The following is a 16,311-nucleotide window of genomic DNA, read 5'->3' on the forward strand; positions in this document are numbered from 1 at the left end:
CGGGTATGAAACTACCGCCGACGCCCAGAGGCCCGTGGCTGTGTCGCGGTGGGCGTGCCGGGGCCCCGCGCTGTGAAATAAACGACCGACCACGCGTTCGCTGTGCTCCAACACTTATGATGACGACGTGCGAGAACGACACTGTGCCATGATATCGTTCACCGATTCCGAGGCCGCGACTGCGCTTGCCGAGCGCGCCAGAGCGTTGATGGACGAGGTCGTCATCCCGCGAGAGCGCGAACTCGCGGGTGGGACGACGATCTCCGACGCAACAGTTCGCGACCTCCGCGCTGCCGCACGGGAGTACGACGTGTACGCCCCGCAAATTTCCGAAGCACACGGCGGCATGGGCTATGACTTCCGGGACGTGTTGCCGACGTTCGAGGAAGCGGGCCGAAGCCTCCTTGGTCCGATTGCGATGCGTGTTGACGCGCCCGACGAAGGCAATATGCACCTGCTGGAGATGCAGGGGACGGCGCTCCAGAAATCGGAGTACCTCGACCCACTCGTCGAGGGCGAGATACAGTCGGGCTTTGCGATGACTGAGCCGATGCAGGGCGCAGGCTCCGACCCGAAGATGATTCGAACCACCGCAGAGAAAGACGGCGACGAGTGGGTCATCGACGGCCACAAGTGGTGGACGACCGGCGGCGTCGACGCCGATATCCTGCTCGTCTTCGCTCGGACGGACGAGGACGTACATCCGTATCAGGGGTGTTCAGTGTTCATCGTCCCGGCGGACGCCGACGGCGTGGACATCGTTCGAAACGTCCCGCATATGGGCAGCCAGGGCGACCCGAAGGGCCACGCCGAGATCGAGTTCAACGGCGTTCGCGTCCCCGAGGAGCACCTGCTCGGCGAGGAAGGTAACGGCTTCCAGCACGTCCAGCAACGGCTCGGCCCGGCGCGGCTCACCCACTGTATGCGGTTCTCGGGGATGGCCGAACGGGCGCTGTCCATCGCCAAAGCCTACACTACCGAACGGCAGGCCTTCGGCGACTCCGTGGCCGACAAACAGCACGTCCGGTTTGAAATCGCCGAGCAGGAGACACAGATTCAGGCCGCACGGGCGCTGGTCCGGGCCGCCGCGGACGCCATCGCCGCCGGCAATGAAGCCCGTGTCGAGGTGTCGATGAGCAAGGTGTTCGCCGCCCGGGCGACGCAGGACGCCATCGACACCGCCGTCCAGTTCTGTGGCGGCAACGGCATCGGCCGGGACCTCCCGCTTGCGGACTTCTATGAACTGGTCAGGACGTTCCGCATCGTCGACGGGGCCGATGAGGTCCACCTCCGGACCATCGCCCGGGAGGCCTTCGAGGACGTGGACAGCGAGGAACTGCAACCGGTGCGGCGCTACCGCGAGTAAGACAGGGCCGTCAACAGCAACGGTCGATATTCCCCCTCGAACTCCAAGTCGGTCGTCCCAATCCAGAGGTCACAGGCGAGGGCGAGTGCCAGCCCCGCGCCGCCACGACGTTACGATCCCCGTCGAGTCTCCCGTCTCTGTTAGAGCGGTTCGTCGCCCTCGATAATCCGAATCGCGCGGTCAGCCAGCGCCGGGACGCGGTTCTCCATCAGTGGATAGAAGGGGTCGTCGGCGTTGCCCTCCAGATAGCGGCGGTAGAACATCTCGCCGAGAGCGGCGAGCTTGTACACGGCCAGCGTCCGGTAGAACCGCTCGTGTTCGAACGTCAGGCCCGTCTGGGCTTCCCAGCGGTCGACCAGGTCTTGCCGGGTCAGATAGCCCGGCGCTTCGATGAACTCCATCGCGAGGTCGGGTATCTCCGGCTCGGGGTCCTTGGCGTCGCGCCAGTACGAGAGTAGCCAGCCGAGGTCGGCCCGCGGGTCGCCCAGCGTCGCCATCTCCCAGTCGAAGACGGCGGCGAGGTCCGGGTCGGAACCGGGATCAAACATCACGTTGTCGAGCTTGTAATCGCCGTGCACCAGTGTCTCCGGGTGGTCGTCGGGACACTCGTCCTGTAACCACGAGCCGACCCGCTCTAGTTCGGGGACGGTCCGGGACTCGGCCGTCCGTTCGAACGCCCACGCCAGTTGTTTCCCCCAGCGCGTGACCTGACGCTTCGCATACCCGCCTGCGCGGCCGAGGTCGGACAGGCCGACAGCTGACGGATCGACCTCGTGGATAGCCGCGAGAGTGTCCACCAGTTCGGTCCCGACTGCCGCCCGGGCGTCGTCGTTCGCGAAGCGCGCCGGCTCTTCGTCTCGGATGACGGTCCCTTCGACGCGGGCCATGATGTAGAAATCGCTACCGATGACGGACTGATCGTCACAGGCCGCCACCGTCGGCGGGACCGGGACGGCTGTGTCCTGCAGCGCGTCGATGACGCGATACTCCCGCAACACGTCGTGGGCCGTCTCGGCGGTCTGGCCCGGCGGCGGCCGCCTGACGACCAGCTCTCGGTCGCCCCAGGTGACAAACAGCGTCTCGTTGGAGTGGCCCTGCTCGTGGCGCACAACGTCGAACGTCTCGGCTGGGCCTATCTCCCTTGTGAGAAATTCTTCAAGCGCACGTTCGTCGACCAGTCGCTGGTAGTAGTCGCTGCTGTGTTCAGTCATGATTGCTGATTGAGGTGCGTGTCATGAAAAACTGCGGGTCGTGTCACCGTCCAACGAACTCCGGCCGGCGGTCGGTCAGAAACGCCTCGACCCCCTCCTCGTGGTCGGCGGTCTCGAAGACGATGCCCTGAGCCGTCGCTTCGTCGCGCTGTGCGCGGCCGAAGGACTTCTCCAGCCCGTCCTGAAGCAGCCGTTTCGAGTGCCGGAGGGCAACGGTTGGTCCATTGGCAATGCGGCTGACAGTCGCCTCGACCTCGGACTCGAACGCCTCGGCGTCGTAGACGTGATTGAACAGACCCAGCTCCGTGGCTCGCTCTGCGTCGAGAATCTCGCCGGTGAACACGAGTTCTTTCGCGACGTTGGTCCCGACGATTCGTGGGAGCAGATACGACGTGCCGGCGTCGACGCTGAGGCCGACCTGCCGGAACACGAAGCCGATACTGGCCGACTCGCTCGCCAGCTGGATATCACAGGCGATAGCGAGGTTCGCGCCGGCCCCGACGGCCGACCCGTCGACCTTCGCGACGGTCGGAACCGGCAGTGCAACGACTCTGGCGATGGTGTCCCGGGTCCGGCGGGCCAGTTCGCTGACGGCGTCGTCGGTCGGGTCATCGTTCGTGAGCCGCTCGCTCATCCCCTCGATGTCGCCGCCGGCCGAGAACGACTTGCCGGTCCCCTCGATGACGACACACCGGACATCGGACGCCGTCTCGATGGTATCGAGGTGGCGCTCCAGCGCGTCGTATACGGGCTGTGTGAGTGCGTTCCGCGTCTCCGGTTCGTTCAGCGTCAGCGTGGCGATGCCGTCGTCGATGGAGAGCAGTACGGACTCGCTCATCGGATATTCCTCTGTCGTAGCTGCATGGGGCCACTTCACAGGGTTCTGGTATAAATTTACCGCTGGTTTATAGTTTCACCGAACACTAGCTACGCACTGAACTTGTCGCACCAACAGCCGCCGCACTCACAGGACTAGTTTTAACATATCGGTGTGTGTTGACACGGAGTATGCCAGGTGGTGCACCACTCAACCTCCGGTCGTTCCTGTGGCGTGGCGAGAACGTGTTCCCCGACAGCGAAATCGTTTCGCGGACGCATCAGGGGATTCACCGATACACGATAGCGGAGTACGCCGAACGCGTACGGAAGCTCGCCTCTGCCCTCGAACAGGCAGGTATCGAACGCGGGGACAGAGTCGGGACGTTCGCCTGGAACAACCACTGGCATCAGGAGGCCTACTACGGCGTCGCCTGCATGGGCGCACAGGTCCACATGATCAACCTCCTCCTGCCCGACGAGCACATCCAGCACATCGTGGCCGACGCCGAGGACGAGATGCTCATCGTCGACCCCGTCATGCTGGAGAAGCTCGAAGCGGCGTACGACGAGGAGGCGTTCGCCTCTGTGGAGCAGTACATCGTGATGGGCGACACCGTCCCCGAAACGTCGCTGGAGCCGGTCGTCGACTACGAATCGTTCATCGCCGACGGCGACCCCGACTACTCCTTCCCGCAACTGCCCGAGGACCAGCCCGCGGGGATGTGCTACACGTCCGGGACAACAGGGAAGCCGAAAGGTGTCGAGTACACCCAGAAAATGTACTGGACACAGGTCATGTCGCTGATGACTAGCCAGGCCGGTATCAAGACCGACGACGTAGAGCTGACGTACGTTCCGATGTTCCACGTCAGCGGCTGGTGTCGCCCGTTCACGACCATCGCCGCCGGAGCCAAGACGGTCCTCCCCGGACCGAACCCGTCAGCCGAGGACCTGGCGAAGCTGATCGAGGAAGAGGACGTGACCGTCTCCGCAGCGGTCCCGACCGTCTTCATGGACCTGCTTGAGTACGCCCGGGAGTCCGACGTGGACTTCTCCTCGGTTCGGTACTTCACCAGTGGCGGGTCCGCGACGCCGCGGTCCCTGATGGAAGACTACAAGCAGGAGTTCGATGTGGACCTCATCTCCGGCTACGGCATGACCGAAACGTCGCCGGTCACCCACGCCTACGAGCCCAAGCCCGGAATGACGGACCTGCCGGAAGAGGAACTGTTCGACCTGCGGAGCCACTCCGCGGGCCTGCCGATTGCCGGGCTGGAGTTCAAAGTCGTCAACACTGACGGCGAGGAAGTGCCCTGGGACGGCGAGTCGCTGGGCGAACTCTGGATGCGCGGCCCGTGGGTCACACAGGAGTACTACAACGCTCCCGACGCGACCGAACAGGCCGTCACCGACGACGGTTGGTTCAAGACCGGTGACATCGTGCGGGTGAGTCCGGAGGGGTACGTCGACGTGGTCGACCGGATGGACGACCTGGTCAAGAGCGGCGGCGAGTGGATAGCGAGCGTCGAGGTCGAAAACGCTGTTATGGGTCACGACGAGGTCGTCGAAGCCGCAGTTGTCCCGGTCCCCCACGAGCGGTGGGACGAGCGTCCCGCCGCGTTCGTCGTCACACGCGATGCTGTATCCGACGAAGCCGCGTTGCGCCGGGAGATCAAAGACCTCGTCGCCGAGTCGTACCCGTCGTGGTGGGTCCCCGACGCTATCCGTCTGGTCGACGAGATCCCCAAGGGTGCGACCGGTAAGTTCTCCAAGCAGACGCTCCGTGACGAGTACGTCGACGAGTCGATCATCGAAACTGTCGCCGAGAACGCCCCGGCGACGTAAGCAGCCGAAACGTGGCAGCGCTTTCCGGCCGTCAGCCACCGTTCCGACGGCGGCGTTCCCGATACCGTACAGCCGCTGTCACTGAGCCAGCCACGCCAAGTCCAGTCGCAGATAGGTATTTATGATAGCTCTATGACTATTGTCGTATGCGAGCCGCTGTCATTGAGGAGCACGGCGAACCGCTTACGATTCAGGACGTGCCCTATCCGGAGCCCCAGCCGGATCAGGTCGTCATCGAGACCGAGGCCTGCGGCGTCTGCCGGAGTGACTGGCACGCTTGGCAGGGGGACTGGGAGTGGTTCGGCATCCAGACCGGTCCCGGACAGATTCTGGGTCACGAGCCGGCCGGTGTCGTCGCCGACGTGGGCGCGGATGTCGAACAGTTCTCCGAAGGAGACCGCGTCACGGTCCCGTTTCACCTCGGCGACGGGTCGTGTCAGTACTGCCAGCGCGGGCACGCGAACATCTGCGAGACATCGATGCCGCTTGGCTTCCTCGACGCCGCACCGGGAGCGTTCGCCGAGGCGTTTCCCGTCCGCGAGGCAGATTTTAACTGCGTCACACTACCGGACGCCGTCGACTTCACCGAGATGGCCGGCCTCGGCTGTCGGTTCATGACGGCGTACCACGCGCTGACCGACCGGGCGGACCTCAGGCCGGGCGACGCCGTCGCGATTCACGGCTGTGGCGGCGTTGGACTGTCGGCGGTCCACATCGCCGATGCGCTGGGGGCCGAACCGATTGCGGTCGACGTACAGGAGGGCAAACTCGACCGGGCGCGGGCGCTCGGTGCGGCGGCGACCATCAACGCCGCCGAGACGGACAACGTCCCCGGCGAGGTCCATGCTGTCACGGACGGCGGGGCCGACGTGGCACTCGACGCGCTGGGTATCGCCGAGACGTGTCGCAACGCCGTGCAGTCGCTGGGCAAGCAGGGGACCCATGTCCAAGTCGGCCTTACCACCGACGAGGAGGCCGGAGATATCTCCCTGCCGGTGGACACGATGACCCTACAGGAGATCGATTTCCACGGCTCCTACGGGATGCCGCCGATCCGCTACGACGAACTGTTCCGGCTCATCGACGCCGGGACGCTCGACCCCTCGAAGATCGTCGGGGAGACGCTCGCCCTCGATGACGTGCCGAACACGCTTGCCTCGATGAGCGAGTACGAGACGGTCGGTATCCCCGTCATCGACGAGTTCTGAGGCAGTATGGAGCTGACACCGTCGGGGATTCCTGAGATGTGCGGACAGCTCAGAGCAGCTGGTAGTCGCGCTCTTCGTGCTGGACGGATATCCACTTGGTCTCGGTCAGTTCGTCCATGATCCACTCGCCGTTGTACCGGCCGAGGCCGGAGTTTTTCATCCCGCCGAACGGGGCGTTGGGTTCGTCCTGAATCGGGTGGTCGTTGACATGGACCATCCCGGCGTCGATCTGGTCGGCGATGGTCCGGCCGTGTTCGATATCACCGCTGTACACGCCCGCGGCGAGGCCGTACTCGGTGTCGTTGGCGAGTTCGACGGCTTCCTCGTCGGACTCGAACGGGATGACCGGAGCGACGGGGCCGAAGTGTTCGTTGCACGCCGCGGACATGTCGTTGGTACACTCCGAGAGGACGGTCGGTTCGAGGAATAGATCCTCCACCTCGCCGCCCGTCTCAAGCGTCGCGCCGGCGTCGACGGTCTGCTCGATGAACGAGGTGAGCTGTTCGACCTGACTCTCGTTGATGATCGGGCCGAACTCCACGTCTTCGTCGAGTGGGTTCCCGATAGTCAGCGACTCCGCGTGCTCGACGAGCTTCTCGACGTACTCGTCGTAGACGGCCTCATGGACGAGGTGGCGGTTGATCGAGATACACACCTGTCCCTGATGGCCGAACGCGCCGACGGAGCCGGCCTTGGCGGCCGCCTCGATGTCGGCGTCCTCGGTGACGACGAACGGTCCGTTGCCACCGAGTTCAAGCGCCGGGAGGGCAAGCGCATCCCCGGCCTGACTGGCCACGGACCTGCCGACTGCCGTCGACCCGGTGAACGACATCACGCGGGCGGTCGGATGGCCGGCCATTCGGTCGCCGATGTCGGAGCCGTGGCCCGTGACGACGTTGACGACGCCGTCCGGGAGGCCAGCCTCCTCGGCGATGTCGGCCAGCAGGAGTCCGCCGGTTATCGGCGTATCCGTCGCGGGCTTGATAACGACGGTGTTCCCCAGCGCGAGCGCTGGGCCGAGCGCCCGCGTCGTGAGATGGAGCGGGAAGTTCCACGGGGAGATAATCCCGACGACGCCGGCGGGCTCGCGGACGATGTGATGGTCTTTGTCCTCGTGATACATCGAATCACGGACCTCCTCTTCCGGCGGGACCATCTCCAGTGCGCTCTGGAAATCCGCCATGGCGAAGTTGGCCTCGGCAGTTGCTTTGGCCTGAACACTGCCTGACTCCGTCGCAAGTAGTTCGACGATTTCGTCGAGTCGGTCCTGCATCACCCCGATCATCGACTGGACGTACTCGTTGCGCTCCTCGCGCGACAGCGCCGCCCAGTCGGACTGGGCCGCGTCGGCGGCCTGATAGGCATCGTTGATATCCCCCACCGTCCCGGCGGGTACCGCCGCGAGTTTCTCGCCTGTCGCGGGGTTAGTCACCGGAATCGTCTCAGATGCTTCGGCGTCGCGCCACTCACCGTCGATGTACAGTTGGCTCCACGCCGTCTGGCTATCTGGTTGTGACATTCCATAGTGTCGACAGCGCCACGGACTTTTATCCCTTTGGCAGCGGGCAAACGCTTAATTGAACCCCGGCCACAGATCCTGTATGATCGATTACCTCGGTCTCGAAGACGACCTCGGCGAGGAAGAGCGGATGGTCCGTGATACGGCCCGGGAGTTCGTCGAGAACGAAGTCAAGCCGGACGTCGGGCAACACTGGATCGACGGGACGTTCCCGACGGACCTCATCACCGAGATGGGCGACCTCGGGTTCTACGCCCCGAACCTCGATGGGTACGGCCTGCCGGGACTCAGCGAGACGGCGTACGGCCTCCTCCTGCAGGAACTGGAGGCTGGCGACAGCGGCCTGCGCTCGATGGCCAGCGTGCAGGGTGCCCTCGTCATGTACCCCATTCACGCCTACGGCAGCGATGCCCAGAAAGAGGAATGGCTGCCGGCACTCGGCAGCGGCGAGCGGGTGGGCTGTTTCGGTTTGACAGAGCCCGAACACGGGTCGAATCCGTCGGCGATGGAGACGACGGCCGAGCGCGACGCTGACGGCTACGTCCTGAACGGCTCGAAGACGTGGATCACGAACGCGCCCATCAGCGACCTCGCAGTGGTCTGGGCGAAGGTCACGTCCGCCGACGGCGACCCCGTGCGGGGCTTCCTCGTCGAGACGGACCGCGACGGCGTGACGACGAACAAGATCGACGAGAAGCTCTCCCTTCGGGCATCGATTACCGGCGAGATCAGCCTGCAGAACGCCCGCGTCCCCGAGGAGAACGTTCTGCCGGGTGTCGAGGGGATGAAAGGGCCGCTGTCCTGTCTCACGCAGGCCCGCTACGGCATCGCCTGGGGCACGGTCGGGGCCGCGATGGACTGTTTCGAGACCGCCCACGAGTACGCCACCGACCGCGAGCAGTTCGGGAAACCGATCGCCGGCTACCAGCTCCAGCAGGAGAAGCTCGCGGAGATGGCGACCCAGATATCGCTGGGCCAGTTGCTCGCCCACCGGCTCGCCGACCTGAAAGAACGCGGGGACCTCCGCCCGGAACAGGTGTCGATGGCAAAACGAAACAACGCCCGGATGGCCCGTGAGCAGTCGCGGGTGGCCCGCGAGATGCTCGGCGGCAACGGCATCACGGCTGATTACTCCCCCATGCGGCACCTGACGAACCTCGAAACCGTCTACACCTACGAGGGAACGCACGACATCCACTCGCTCATCATCGGCCACGACCTGACCGGCATCCCGGCCTTCGAGTAGGGTCCGTCCGACACATTCCGGACTACGGGACGACGCCCACGCGAATCTGCACTTCTCAATCGTACGTGAGGTCTATCTTCAGTTCGCTGGCTTTCCGTTCCAGCAGGTCGGGGTACGCCGATTCGATGTCGTCCCGGCTCACCCGGCCGCTCGGGCCGAAGACGCTCAACGCGCCGATGAGGTCGTCCTCGTGGTTGTACACCGGCACGCCCGCCGCCCGCAGCCCCTCCATGTGTTCGGCCATGTTGGTCGCATAGCCCTGCTCGCGGACCTGTTCGAGTTCCTCGACCAGTGCGTCCCGGTCGGTAATCGTGTTCGCCGTCAGTCCGTCGAGGCCCGCGGTTTCGACGAACGCATCGATGCGTTCGTCGGGCCACTCCGCGAGAATGGCTTTCCCCGCGGCAAGTGCGTGCAGTGGCCTGCGTTTGCCGATCATCGTGTCGCTCTGGAGCGGATTCCGGCCGCCGGCCCGGTGCAGATACACGCCCTCGAACCCCTCCTCGACCAGAAACAGCGACCGCTCGTCGGTTTCTATCGCCAGCTCGATGACTTTCTGCTTGGCGACGAGATAGCCCGGTCGCCGTATCCGCGGCGGTTCGCTGAGTTGCAGAAACCGCAACGAAAGCCGGTATTCCCCGCCTTCCTCGACGAGATAGTTCATGTCGTGCAGCGTCCTGAGGTGTCGATACACCGTACTCTTGGCCAGATCCGTCTCTGCCCGGATGTCTGCGATTGTCGCGCCTCCCGCGTCCCGAATCAGCGCCAGAATCTCGAACGACGTCCGGGTCGTCGACACCTCGGACGTGCCGTTCCTGTTCCCGAGCATACAGGCTCGTGACCACTCAGTGATATCAACGTTTCGCATAATCGATCATAAGGGTCCGACAGCTCGAATGCAACGAGTAGCTGTCCGCCGTTCGATTCCGCTGTCGAACCGAACCTAACTTGTAGTATGCGCCCGGAATCAACACAGACCATGCCACGGCTTAGCGCAGACGATATCGAACAGCTCCGGGCCCAGTTCGAGCGACAGCTCGATGTCGGACTCCACCACGGCGCACAGCTGACGGTGTACGTCGACGGCGACTTGGTCGTCGATTTCGCTGGCGGCTCTACGGGTCCCGACGGCGACGAAACGACGCCCGAGACACGCCATCTTCTGTTTTCCTGTACGAAGCCGTTTGCTGGCGTCGGCCTGCACCAGCTCGTCGAACAGGGCAAGCTCGACTACGACGACCGGGTTATCGAACACTGGCCGGAATTCGCCGACGACGGCACACAGAAAGCATCGATCACAGTCCGGCAGGTGCTCAGCCACACCGCCGGTATCCCCTTCGGCGAGTTCGACGACCAGGTCGGGCAGTGGGGCGACTGGGACGCCGTCGTGGCAGCAATGGAAGATATCGACCCCGTGTTCGAGCCCGGAACGACACCGGCGTATCACGCCATCAACTACGGCTGGCTGGTCGGCGAACTCATCCGCCGCTGTAGCGGCCAGTCGGTCGAAGCATACGTCGCGGAGAACGTGTTCGAGCCGCTCGGGATGGACGATACGGGTATCGGTCTGCCGGACGACGAACCCGACGACGTGGCGACCCTGACCGGCCACGAGGCGTTCGAGCGGTGTCACGACGTCGAAGAAGGCCTCGAAGACCCTGCCGCAGAGTACGCCGCGGCGTTCAATCAGGCGGCGATGCATCGGGCGGTGATTCCCGCAGCCAACGGCATCGGCACTGCCCGAGATATGGCTCGGTTCTACGCCTGTCTCGCAAACGGCGGGTCGCTGGACGGGACGGAACTGCTGACCGAAGCGACCGTCCACGAAGCGACCACGACCCACGCCGAAACCGAGTCCGACGGCACGCTATCGCGTCCGGCTCGCTACGGACTCGGCGTCTGGACCGGCGGGCTGGCCGCCGACATGTTCGGGGCCGCCAGCAAAGAGCGCATGTTCGGCCACGCCGGCCTCGGCAGTTCGTTCGGCTGGGGCGACCCCGAACTGAACGTCGGGTTCGCGCTCGTCACGAACGGTATCCGCGAGGAGTCCTTCGAACACGCCGCCCGCGTCGGCCAGCTTTCCGACGCCGTCCGACTGTTGTTACAGGACTGACGGCAGCGTCCCACGTATCGTCGCAGGCGTCTTCTGACCGTCTGGAACGAGATTCGTGTCCCGTGCCACGGGAGCGCCGTGTGACCGCGGTTTTTGTATGGCTCGCCCCTAACTCTCTGATATGAACTTCCCAGACCGAGGCGACGTGGACCATCTCATCGACCCACAGCCGCTGCCGGACTTCGCTCGTGTCCGGTACGAGCCGGAGACGGCCGCCGTCGACGACCCGTCGGCTGCGGCGCGGGCCGAAGTGGACCGACTCGACTTTGATGGGCTGGGGCCGGGTGCGACCGTCGCCGTCGCCGTCGGCAGCCGCGGCATCCACCGTATCGACGACATCGCCGAGGCTGTCGTCGCGGCTGTTCGTGACCGGGGCTTCGAGCCGGTCGTCGTCCCGGCGATGGGGAGCCACGGTGGAGCGACGCCGGAGGGCCAGCGCGACGTGCTGGAGAGTCTGGGGATCACCGAATCGCGCCTCGACGCTGACATCGACGCCCGGATGGACACCGAACAGGTCGACACCGTCACCGTCGGTGACACCGAGTGTCCGGTCCACGTCTCGACGGCGGCACAGGAAGCGGATGCCGTGATCGTCGTGAACCGAGTGAAACCCCACACGAATTACAGCGGTCGCATCGAGAGCGGTCTGACGAAGATGACCGTCGTCGGGCTGGGCAAGCAACACGGCGCGAAGGCGTTCCACTCGACAGCTATCAAGGAGGGGTACGTGGAGGCGCTGGAAGCTGCGCTCCCGGTTGTTGAGTCGGCGCTGCCGCTTGTCGGCGGCATCGCGTTGGTCGAGAACTTCCACGAGGAGACGGCCCACGTCGAGGCGATTCCCGCAGGCTCGTTCACCGACCGCGAGCCCGCCCTACTGGAACAGGCGTACGACGAGATGGCGACGCTCCCGGTCGACGACATCGACCTGCTCGTCGTCGACGAACTCGGCAAGGATGTCTCCGGCGCGGGAATGGACACGAACGTCATCGGCCGCTACCGCGTTCTCAACGCGCCGGACCCCGATTCGCCGTCGATCAAGCTGCTCTACGCCCGTGGACTCACCAAGGCGACGAAGGGCAACGGCAACGGCATCGGGCTGGCCGACATCACTCGCAGGGCCGCTGTCGACCAGCTGGACCTGCAGAAGACGTACGCGAACGCGCTCACTAGCGGGTCGACGGCGAAGGCAAAGCTCCCGCTCGTCGCGCCGGACGACGAGTTTGCCATCCGGACGGCGCTGTCCGCGCTCGGCGGCTACGACCCCGACACGGTCCGCATCGTCTGGATACAGACCACACAGGATCTCTCGACGCTCCACATTTCCGAGCCGCTCGTCGAGGACCTGCCGCCCGCCGCCGAAGTCACCGACCGTGAGTCACTCGCGTTCACCGACGGCACTGCGTCGTTTAGCCGGGACTAACTCCTCGGTAGCAGCGGTCCCGCCGTGCGTCTGGAAAAAAAAAATTTCTAACAACTGTACATTCGTTTCTCTGGTCACAGCGTATCAGTGCGATGAAGAGACTGAAATAAGAGCCAGTCCGAGGTGACGCAGGAACCGGAAGCGAGCAGAAGCACGAGCACTTCCATTTAGAGAGAATCGCTACCAATTGCGTGGGTGCCTACATATTTCTCGTGAGTATGGCTCTAAGCGGGAGAAGTATAGAGTTTTTGGCCATATATGGAAGTAAAATACAAATATGATACCGAAAACGAAAAATAAAGTTGTAAAACACGATATAAATAAATTACATTGCGTCAGACACATCTAGATTACTGTCAGGAACATCCAGAACTGGAAAATTACGGACACTGCCAAGCAGGCCTTTTCTCTAGAGAGTGCGAACAGTCGCTGACCCCGTCACACTGACCGTCCGACTGCTGTCGTGTCCGGGAGTCGCTCGGCGACCACTTCGATAGGGTGTGGCGGGATGTCGTCGACGCCGTCGCGGTCGCCCAGCTGCGAGCGGCAGGACCCGCCCGGGGCAACGACGCGGTCACCGTCGCTTTCGTCGACTTTGTCGAACAGCAGCCGCCCGATGGTTTTCGAGAGGTCGTAGTGCTCCTCGTGGTAGCCGAAGCTCCCGGCCATGCCACAGCACGTCGAGTCCAGCGGGTCGACCTCGTAGCCGACCCGTCGCATCACGCCGACGGCGTGGTGGTCCTTGTTGGTTCCTTTCTGGTTGCAGTGGCCGTGGTAGCTGACCGACCCGGCGACTCCGAGCGCCCGGTCCTCGACCGGCAGCGCATCGTCGAGCCGGAAGGTGTCGAGATACTCCAGCACGCCGTAGGCGCTGTCGGCCACCTGCGAGACTTCGGGGCCGTCGAGCAGGTCGCGGTACTCGTCCTGGAACATCACCGCGTCGGAGGGCTCGACGAACACCACGTCCCAGCCCTCGGCGACGCGGCCCGCGAGCCGGTCCGTGTTCGCCTCGGCGCGCTCCCGAGCCAGGTCAAGCATCCCGGTAGAGTACGCCGCTCGACCGGACGGCGCGGTGTCGTCCGGGATGGCGACGTGGACGCCCGCGGCTTCGAGGGTTTCGACCGCGGCCTTGCCGGCGGCCGGGTACGAGTAGTTCGTGTACGTATCGGGAAAGAGCAGGGCTTTCCGGTCGGCCTCGGCCCGCGAGACGGCCGAGCCGCCGCGGTCGTCGAACCAGTCCCGGAGCGTCTCCCGCCGGAAGGTGGGGAGTTCCCGCTCCGGCGCGATGCTGAACACCTTCTGCATGACTGTGCGTGCGCCCGGAATATCTGTCGCCCAGTTCGAGACCGGGGCCAGCGCCGACCCGATCTTCGAGGCGGTGTCGATGTTGGCGAACAGGCGCTCCCGGAGGCTGGTCCCCTCCGCCTGGTGGTGCTGGTGTTTCAGTTCGGTCTTGAGTTTCGCCATGTCGACGCCGGTCGGGCAGTCGCTCTTACAGCCCTTGCAGCCGACACAGAGGTCGAGCACCTCCTCCTGGAAGCGGTCGGTGTGAATCTCGTCTTCGTCTAGGTCTCCGCTGATGGCCGACCGGAGGAGGTTCGCACGGCCCCGCGTCGTCTGGACCTCCTCCTCCGAAGCGCGGTAGGTCGGACACATCACGTCCCCGTCGGTCTGTCGACAGGTGCCACAGCCGTTACACAGTTCGACGAGTTCGGAGAAGCCACCCTCGTCCTCGAAGTCGAGGGTCGTCTGTGGCTCCAGAGACTGGTAGTCGGGGCCGTAGCGGAGGTTCTCGCGCATGTCCGCGCCGACGCCCCGCTCGGCGTCGGGGCCGATGTCTTCCGGCCCATCGCGGTAGACGACGTTGCCCGGGTGCATCCACCACTGTGGGTCGAAGGCCGTCTTGACTTCCTTGAATGCATCCCAGAGCGCCTCGCCGTACATCTTGGGCGTGAACTCCGTCCGGGCCATCCCGTCGCCGTGTTCGCCGGAGAACGACCCTTTGTGTTCCAACACGAGGTCGGTCACGTCGTCGGTGATAGAGTGCATGGCCTCGATGCCGGATTCCTCTTTCAGATTGAGAATCGGGCGGATATGCAGCGTCCCGGAGCCAGCGTGGGCGAAGTATGCGGCCGACGTGTCGTGGTCGGCCAGCACTTCCTCGAACTTCTCGACGTACTCGGCCAGTTCGGCGGGCGGGACCGTTGCGTCCTCGATGAACGGGTACGGCTTGGGGTCGCCGTCCATCGACATCAGGAGCGGAATCGCCGCTTTCCGGAGCTTCCAGAGGTCGGCCTGATCCGCGTCAGTGTAGGCCTCGACCACGTCGAAGGCTGCGCCGTTATCGAGGAACCGCTCGTTTGTCCGCGCGATGGCCGCCTCGAAGTCGTCGTGCAGTTCCGAGTCGTATTCGAGCATCAGCGCGGCCGCCGCCCGGTCGGGAATCGGCTCGACGTACTCGGCGTAGCCGTCGGACCCCGCTGCGAGCCTGAACATCTCGTCGTCCATCAGCTCGACCGCGCTGACGTCGTAGTCGAGGGCCACCGGGACGGCCTTCATCGCGTCTGCGAGCGTGTCGAAGCAGTACAGCGCCAGGGCGGTCTCCTCGGGGACGGTCACGAGCGAGAGTTCGGCCTCGACGATGACCCCGAGGGTCCCTTCGCTCCCGACGAACAGCTTCGCGAGGTTCAGGACCCGCTCCCCGTCGTCGTTCTCGTAGATGACGCGGTCGAGGTTGTAGCCCGACACCCGCCGTTTCAGATCCGGATAGCGCTCCTCGATTTCCTCGGCGTTCTCCTCGACGATTTGCCGGACCGTCCGGTAGATATCGGCCTCCCGGTCGTCTTTGCTCACGATGTCGTCCCACTCCGGCGAATCGATGACGACCTCGCGGGCGTGGATGAGCGAGCCGTCGGAGAGGACAGCTTTCACCGCGTCCGTGTAAGCATCAGTGATGCCGTACCTGACGGAGTGCGCGCCGGTGGAGTTGTTCCCGATACCGCCGCCGACCGAGGCTCGGTTCGACGACGCCGGGTCAGGGGCGAACTTCAGGCCGTACTCGGCCAGTGTGTCGTCCAAATCGTCCTGCACCACACCGGGCTGGATGCGCGCCGTCTGCTCGTCCGGCCGGATATCGAGGATATCGTCCATGTGCCGGGACATATCCAGCACGACACAGCCCGGGCCGACGGTCTGCCCGGCGAGCGATGACCCGGTTCCGCGAGGGAGTATCGGAACGCCGTGGGCCGTCGCCACGTCGACGGCCGCTCGCACGTCGTCGATATCGGTCGGATACACGACTCCGGCCGGTTCGGCGCGGTAGATGCTTCCGTCCGTCGCGTACAGAATCCGGGCGTATTCGTCGAACTCAACCCCACCAGAGACCCGCGAGCGGAGCGCTTCTGCAAGGTCTCGATACGCGTCGACATCCGGTCGGTCCAGGTCCAGCTCCTGTGCTGACCAGGTGTCATCGACGTTTTCAATCGCCATACGGGTATTCAGGGGTAATAATCATTAAAGTCTGTGGCATGCGGTCACAATTCGCTCTGGGTCGCCCGCCAGCTATTT

At 64.4% G+C, this 16,311-nt stretch carries 11 protein-coding genes; 6 read left to right on the plus strand and 5 right to left on the minus strand.

What is annotated here, in order from left to right; genetic code table 11:
- Positions 1 to 148 precede the first annotated feature (148 nt).
- Positions 149 to 1,366 (plus strand): acyl-CoA dehydrogenase family protein, encoded by a 1,218-nt coding sequence (locus tag AMS69_RS06980; protein WP_053967355.1) that lies wholly within the window; start codon positions 149 to 151, stop codon positions 1,364 to 1,366.
- A gap of 140 nt (positions 1,367 to 1,506) precedes the next feature.
- On the opposite strand, the gene AMS69_RS06985 is transcribed toward AMS69_RS06980, so the two are convergent.
- Together AMS69_RS06985 and AMS69_RS06990 are read right to left on the minus strand one after the other, a co-directional pair.
- Positions 1,507 to 2,577 carry a phosphotransferase family protein gene (locus AMS69_RS06985; RefSeq protein WP_053967356.1) on the minus strand — a complete coding sequence of 357 codons (1,071 nt, stop codon included), beginning with the start codon at positions 2,575 to 2,577 and terminating at the stop codon, positions 1,507 to 1,509.
- A 43-nt stretch (positions 2,578 to 2,620) separates the two neighbouring features.
- On the minus strand, positions 2,621 to 3,415 hold the full coding sequence (locus AMS69_RS06990) for an enoyl-CoA hydratase/isomerase family protein (RefSeq protein ID WP_053967357.1): 795 nt from the start codon (positions 3,413 to 3,415) through the stop codon (positions 2,621 to 2,623).
- Between the two features lie 170 nt (positions 3,416 to 3,585).
- On the opposite strand from AMS69_RS06990, the gene AMS69_RS06995 reads away from it, so the two are divergent.
- The gene (locus tag AMS69_RS06995; protein WP_053967358.1) at positions 3,586 to 5,241 is read left to right on the plus strand and encodes a long-chain-fatty-acid--CoA ligase; all 1,656 of its coding nucleotides are present in this window, start codon (positions 3,586 to 3,588) and stop codon (positions 5,239 to 5,241) included.
- 146 nt (positions 5,242 to 5,387) lie between these two features.
- On the plus strand, positions 5,388 to 6,449 hold the full coding sequence (locus AMS69_RS07000; protein WP_053967359.1) for a zinc-dependent alcohol dehydrogenase family protein: 1,062 nt from the start codon (positions 5,388 to 5,390) through the stop codon (positions 6,447 to 6,449).
- Positions 6,450 to 6,498: 49 nt separating this feature from the next.
- On the opposite strand, the gene AMS69_RS07005 is transcribed toward AMS69_RS07000, so the two are convergent.
- Positions 6,499 to 7,968, minus strand: coding sequence for an aldehyde dehydrogenase family protein (locus AMS69_RS07005; RefSeq protein ID WP_053967360.1), 1,470 nt, complete (start codon positions 7,966 to 7,968; stop codon positions 6,499 to 6,501).
- A gap of 82 nt (positions 7,969 to 8,050) precedes the next feature.
- On the opposite strand from AMS69_RS07005, the gene AMS69_RS07010 reads away from it, so the two are divergent.
- Positions 8,051 to 9,214 (plus strand): acyl-CoA dehydrogenase family protein, encoded by a 1,164-nt coding sequence (locus AMS69_RS07010; protein WP_053967361.1) that lies wholly within the window; start codon positions 8,051 to 8,053, stop codon positions 9,212 to 9,214.
- A 55-nt stretch (positions 9,215 to 9,269) separates the two neighbouring features.
- Here the strand turns inward: AMS69_RS07010 and AMS69_RS07015 are convergent, their stop codons facing one another.
- The gene (locus AMS69_RS07015; RefSeq protein WP_053967849.1) at positions 9,270 to 10,040 is read right to left on the minus strand and encodes an IclR family transcriptional regulator; all 771 of its coding nucleotides are present in this window, start codon (positions 10,038 to 10,040) and stop codon (positions 9,270 to 9,272) included.
- Between the two features lie 150 nt (positions 10,041 to 10,190).
- Here AMS69_RS07015 and AMS69_RS07020 point away from each other — a divergent pair, with 150 nt between their 5' ends.
- Together AMS69_RS07020 and AMS69_RS07025 are read left to right on the plus strand one after the other, a co-directional pair.
- The gene (locus tag AMS69_RS07020) at positions 10,191 to 11,324 is read left to right on the plus strand and encodes a serine hydrolase domain-containing protein (RefSeq protein WP_053967362.1); all 1,134 of its coding nucleotides are present in this window, start codon (positions 10,191 to 10,193) and stop codon (positions 11,322 to 11,324) included.
- Positions 11,325 to 11,445: 121 nt separating this feature from the next.
- Positions 11,446 to 12,744: a DUF362 domain-containing protein gene (locus tag AMS69_RS07025; RefSeq protein ID WP_053967363.1), complete on the plus strand. Its 1,299-nt coding sequence runs from the start codon at positions 11,446 to 11,448 to the stop codon at positions 12,742 to 12,744.
- 438 nt (positions 12,745 to 13,182) lie between these two features.
- On the opposite strand, the gene AMS69_RS07030 is transcribed toward AMS69_RS07025, so the two are convergent.
- Positions 13,183 to 16,233 carry an FAD-binding and (Fe-S)-binding domain-containing protein gene (locus AMS69_RS07030; RefSeq protein ID WP_053967364.1) on the minus strand — a complete coding sequence of 1,017 codons (3,051 nt, stop codon included), beginning with the start codon at positions 16,231 to 16,233 and terminating at the stop codon, positions 13,183 to 13,185.
- Positions 16,234 to 16,311 lie beyond the last annotated feature (78 nt).

Source organism: Haloarcula rubripromontorii, assembly GCF_001280425.1.
GTDB classification, from domain to species: domain Archaea; phylum Halobacteriota; class Halobacteria; order Halobacteriales; family Haloarculaceae; genus Haloarcula; species Haloarcula rubripromontorii.